Annotated in this window: 7 protein-coding genes; 6 read left to right on the plus strand and 1 reads right to left on the minus strand. The window is 37.6% G+C overall.

The window, feature by feature from the left end; translation table 11 throughout:
- The first annotated feature begins 251 nt into the window (after positions 1-251).
- From VZ94_RS32970 to VZ94_RS20390, 6 genes are all read left to right on the plus strand, one after another.
- Positions 252-476, plus strand: a complete 225-nt coding sequence (locus VZ94_RS32970) for a replication initiation protein (RefSeq protein ID WP_369126312.1) — start codon at positions 252-254, stop codon at positions 474-476.
- 1 nt (position 477) lies between these two features.
- Positions 478-900, plus strand: a complete 423-nt coding sequence (locus VZ94_RS29815; protein ID WP_082081868.1) for a replication initiation protein — start codon at positions 478-480, stop codon at positions 898-900.
- Between the two features lie 37 nt (positions 901-937).
- Positions 938-1,321 (plus strand): hypothetical protein, encoded by a 384-nt coding sequence (locus VZ94_RS20375; protein ID WP_045780640.1) that lies wholly within the window; start codon positions 938-940, stop codon positions 1,319-1,321.
- A gap of 84 nt (positions 1,322-1,405) precedes the next feature.
- Positions 1,406-2,188 carry a Fic family protein gene (locus VZ94_RS20380; protein WP_045780643.1) on the plus strand — a complete coding sequence of 261 codons (783 nt, stop codon included), beginning with the start codon at positions 1,406-1,408 and terminating at the stop codon, positions 2,186-2,188.
- A 67-nt stretch (positions 2,189-2,255) separates the two neighbouring features.
- The gene (locus VZ94_RS20385; protein WP_045780641.1) at positions 2,256-2,921 is read left to right on the plus strand and encodes an AAA family ATPase; all 666 of its coding nucleotides are present in this window, start codon (positions 2,256-2,258) and stop codon (positions 2,919-2,921) included.
- Positions 2,908-3,720: a hypothetical protein gene (locus VZ94_RS20390; protein WP_045780642.1), complete on the plus strand. Its 813-nt coding sequence runs from the start codon at positions 2,908-2,910 to the stop codon at positions 3,718-3,720. Before VZ94_RS20385 ends, VZ94_RS20390 begins: the two co-directional genes overlap by 14 nt.
- A gap of 22 nt (positions 3,721-3,742) precedes the next feature.
- Here VZ94_RS20390 and VZ94_RS27370 read toward each other — a convergent pair.
- A partial coding sequence (locus tag VZ94_RS27370) for a zinc ribbon domain-containing protein (protein WP_045780644.1) occupies positions 3,743-3,954 on the minus strand: 212 nt, incomplete at its 5' end.

Raw genomic sequence — 3,954 nt, forward strand, 5'->3', positions numbered from 1 at the left:
AACAAAAACAGTGTTAACTATAACAAAACAGTGTTATTCGTGTAAATCTGGCATATAATTAAATTTTTAAGCGCGATTCTAGGTTTTTTAACCAGTTTTTATAAAAATATTAAAATTTTTTATGTTTATAAAACAATATGTTATATGCTAAATATAACAAAAACAGTGTTCAATTTTTATAGATACAATAATATTTTTAGGCTAGCTTATGGCTAATAAAAAAAAATAAGAAAACAGGACTTTCTTCGTTAATTGTTACCCAAGCAAATGAGCTTATTGAAGCTCGGTACAATCTTACGTTAGGCGAACAAAGACTTATTTTAACGATGATTGCTAGAATTCAGCCTAATGATGAGGATTTTAAACCTTATTGCATTAGCCTTATTGAATTCGCTGAGTTTTTGGGAATTAATAAAAACCACATTTATGCAGACTGTAAAAAAATCACTAAACATTTATTAGAAAAAAGTTGTTGAGATACAAGAACCTGGCAGGTTATTGCAAACTCATTGGGTTTCTTCAGCTGATTATATTGATGGTAGCGGGATGGTTAACTTGACTTTTGATCCGTTACTAAAGCCATACTTGTTACAACTAAAAGGGAACTTTACATCCAGTAGACTTGAAATGCTGTTAAGTTTTAAAAGTCAATATACGATGCGCATGTACAGTTTATTAAAGCAATATGAAAATCTGAGTAAGCGCGATATTGACTTACAGCAGCTGCGTGAAATGCTAGGTATTGCAAAAGATCAATATCCACTTTACAGCAATTTTAGAGAGCGGATTTTAGAACCTGCGCAAAAAGAGCTTAAATTAAAAGCTGATCTCCATTTTGAGTTTGATGAAATAAAACAAAGTCGTAAAGTTTCGGCAATTCGTTTCCGCATTTTTTACTAAAAAATTAGAAAACTTGGCTGTTGGCAACGAAATAGTAATGCCTACTATTGATTTACCTATATTAAGCCATGAAATGGGCTCTGTGTGCGATAAATTGCTAGTTTTAGTGCCAGAACTACATAGAACTAAAAAAACCGTGCAATCGGCCTTAGAATCGTTTGAGAGACGATATGGTTTTGACTATGTCAGGCGCAATATTTTATATAGCAATGTTAAAGCCGATAAATCGTATGCAGGATTTTTAAACAACGCATTAAAAGAGGACTGGGGGCATGATTGGGAATTAGAGCAGCAAAACAATGTGCCAGGAAAAAATAAGGCCATGACTGTATGGGAGCGGCAAGGTTTTTCTAGTCAGAAAGAGTATGATGAACACATGTATAAAACCCAAATGCAAAATTATGGTATTGTGATACGTTAATATAATTTAATTTTAACCTCAAAATGAACCAGGAGTATTGATTTGGGGTATTTTTACGATCACCTAGATCCAGACCTAAAAGTGATGCTTTTAGCTCAAATACGCAACCTTTGGACACATAATTCCACTTCTCTTGAAGGTAATAGTTTAACCTTAGGAGAAACCGATTTTATTTTGGCAGAAGGTTTAACTATTCAGGGAAAGCCACTTAAAGACCATAATGAAGTGTATGGTCATGCTAAAGCCATTGAGCGAATTTACGCTTTGTTGAATAGCAGTGATTCCATGACTAAACAAGATTTATTTCGTTTGCATGAAACCGTATTGACTGAGCGTATTATTGACATAGATCATCCGGTAGGGAAGTGGAAAACACAAGCTAATTTCACCACTTATGTTAATCAAGATAATCGTCAAGCTTGGCGTGAATATCCAGCACCTAGGTATATTGATGGTTTGATGTCGCAATGGCTAGATCGACTTAATACTGATATAAGCACTATTCATGATAGTCAAACAGCCGCAAGTATTTATGCTGATTTGCATTTAAGCTTTGTTTGTATTCACCCTTTTTTTGACGGTAATGGACGCATGGCTCGCTTATTGGCTAATTTACCCGTTTTGAGATCTGGCTTTCCACCGATTGTGGTGCCACAAGAAGATCGTTTCCGCTACAAGCAAATCTTATCCAATTATCAAAATACCATAATTGACTTAGCAGAGCTGAGTGACTTGTCATTTTTGCCCGATAATGCCGAGAAGCAAGAGTTCATTCAGATATGCCAAAGCTATTGGCGTGAAACTCTTGTATTGCTGGATCAGGCTAATATTATGCAAACGAAACGTAGTGTAACTAAATTGTTATGATGTTTACTTATTCAAATTGAGTAAGATTATTTTATAATCAGTTTCATATCATCTTTAGCGAGAGAAAATGAGCAGAATAATCTTAATCGCTTCCCAAAAAGGAGGTGTTGGCAAATCAACCACCGCAGTAAATATTTCTGCAGTATTGGCTGATCAAGGTCATGATGTGTTATTGGTCGATTCTGATCGTCAAGCGTCAGTCTCAGAATGGTGGGCTGAGCGTAAGCTAAATCATCCAGATAATCCTAAAATTGCTTGTATCCAGAAATACGGTGAGATTGATGACACGTTGGTCGATTTAGGCAAACGTTATGGCTATGTGATTGTCGATGTAACGGGGCGCGATTCCGAAGAAATGCGTTCAGCTATGGTTGTTGCTGATATTTTATTAACCCCCGTTAAAGCTAGCCAAGTGGATATTAATACGTTGCCTAATATGTGCAAAATTATTAAACAATCAAGATTAATCAACAAAAACTTAGTGGCTTATGCTTTTTTATCTATTGCACCTAGTAATCCAAAAATCAATGAAATAGAACAAGCGAAGCGGACAATTTTAGAGTTTCCAGAACTAATATTGCTTGAGACTGTTGTCTTTGATCGCAAAATATATCGCGACTGTATGGCTGATGGGCTTGCTGTGACTGAATTGAAAGGACGCGCCGATAGTGAGGTTGCTGCAAGAAAAGAAACATTGGCTTTAGTGGAGGAAATCCTGCATGGTCAAATTTAAAACACCTAATGAAATGGCCGCGCGCAGGGCATTTATTGCTGGTGCAGACAAAGATGGCATTATTCAGCAAGACAGTGGAGTTTGGTCATTTTCAGATTTAAAAAATCTGACAAATGATGAATTGATTGAGCGGCTAGAGCAGGTTGACAATCAAGCCACATTGATAAAATGGCGTATTTTATGGGCTTTGCGGCAGCGATTCCCTTCAGACAAATTGTTTGGTCAATATATTTCCGATTTAAAAGCTACCCGCGCAATTTGCGCGGGTAGCCATCAAGAAATCAATCGTGCACTTCATGCTGGACGTTTCTGTGAAAAATATGGCATCGTAAATTTAAGTTCGGTTGGATTATTGCAATCTTCAGTATATGCCTTGTCCAGGCCAGCAAATGAGACAATAGCCGATGAAGTCTATAAGAAAATAAAAAATAAAAATGTGCCTATTAAGGATGTTGAGCGTTATATCGAACAAGCCAAAGCAGTACTAACCATTGACGAACAATCAGCAAACCCCGAGCAAATGCCTTATGAAAATAGCTTAGGTATTGATGATGGTAAAAAAACTCAGCTAGAAATTACCGAGTCTTTGATACCTTTAAGTTCACATATTATGGAGACAGCTGAAAAAGTACCTAGTTACAATCATCAACGTCGTATGGCTATTTTAGCAACATTGCCGCCGTTATCTGAAGATGAGCTGTCTAATGAAGAGATTTTAGAAGAACTCAAAACGTTATGTTTTCAATTTATGAAACCATTATCAAAAATAATTCAGATTTTGACATCCTCCTCGCCCTAAAGAACGAGGATTCCTACGGTGCTCAGGCGGCAATCGCCTGAGTCGCTTCGGTGGGTTCTTGGCCCGACGCCCCAACCGCAGGCGAAGTATCTGCACAAGCTAACCGGGCGTGTCCCGCCCTTAGAACATTGATAGCACCGACCAGATCGGCGTTTTCCTCGAAACCGCATTCCACACACTCGAACCGCGCTTGGCTTAGCCGGTTCTCTTTGGCGACATGGCCGCAGCACGGAC

It is taken from the genome of Methylocucumis oryzae (assembly GCF_000963695.1).
GTDB classification, from domain to species: domain Bacteria; phylum Pseudomonadota; class Gammaproteobacteria; order Methylococcales; family Methylomonadaceae; genus Methylovulum; species Methylovulum oryzae.

Coding starts and splice junctions, on each gene's coding strand:
- VZ94_RS20375 (WP_045780640.1), top strand. CDS start 938: ATGCCTACTATTGATTTACCTATATTAAGCCATGAAATGGGCTCTGTG.
- VZ94_RS20380 (WP_045780643.1), top strand. CDS start 1,406: ATGCTTTTAGCTCAAATACGCAACCTTTGGACACATAATTCCACTTCT.
- VZ94_RS20385 (WP_045780641.1), top strand. CDS start 2,256: ATGAGCAGAATAATCTTAATCGCTTCCCAAAAAGGAGGTGTTGGCAAA.
- VZ94_RS20390 (WP_045780642.1), top strand. CDS start 2,908: ATGGTCAAATTTAAAACACCTAATGAAATGGCCGCGCGCAGGGCATTT.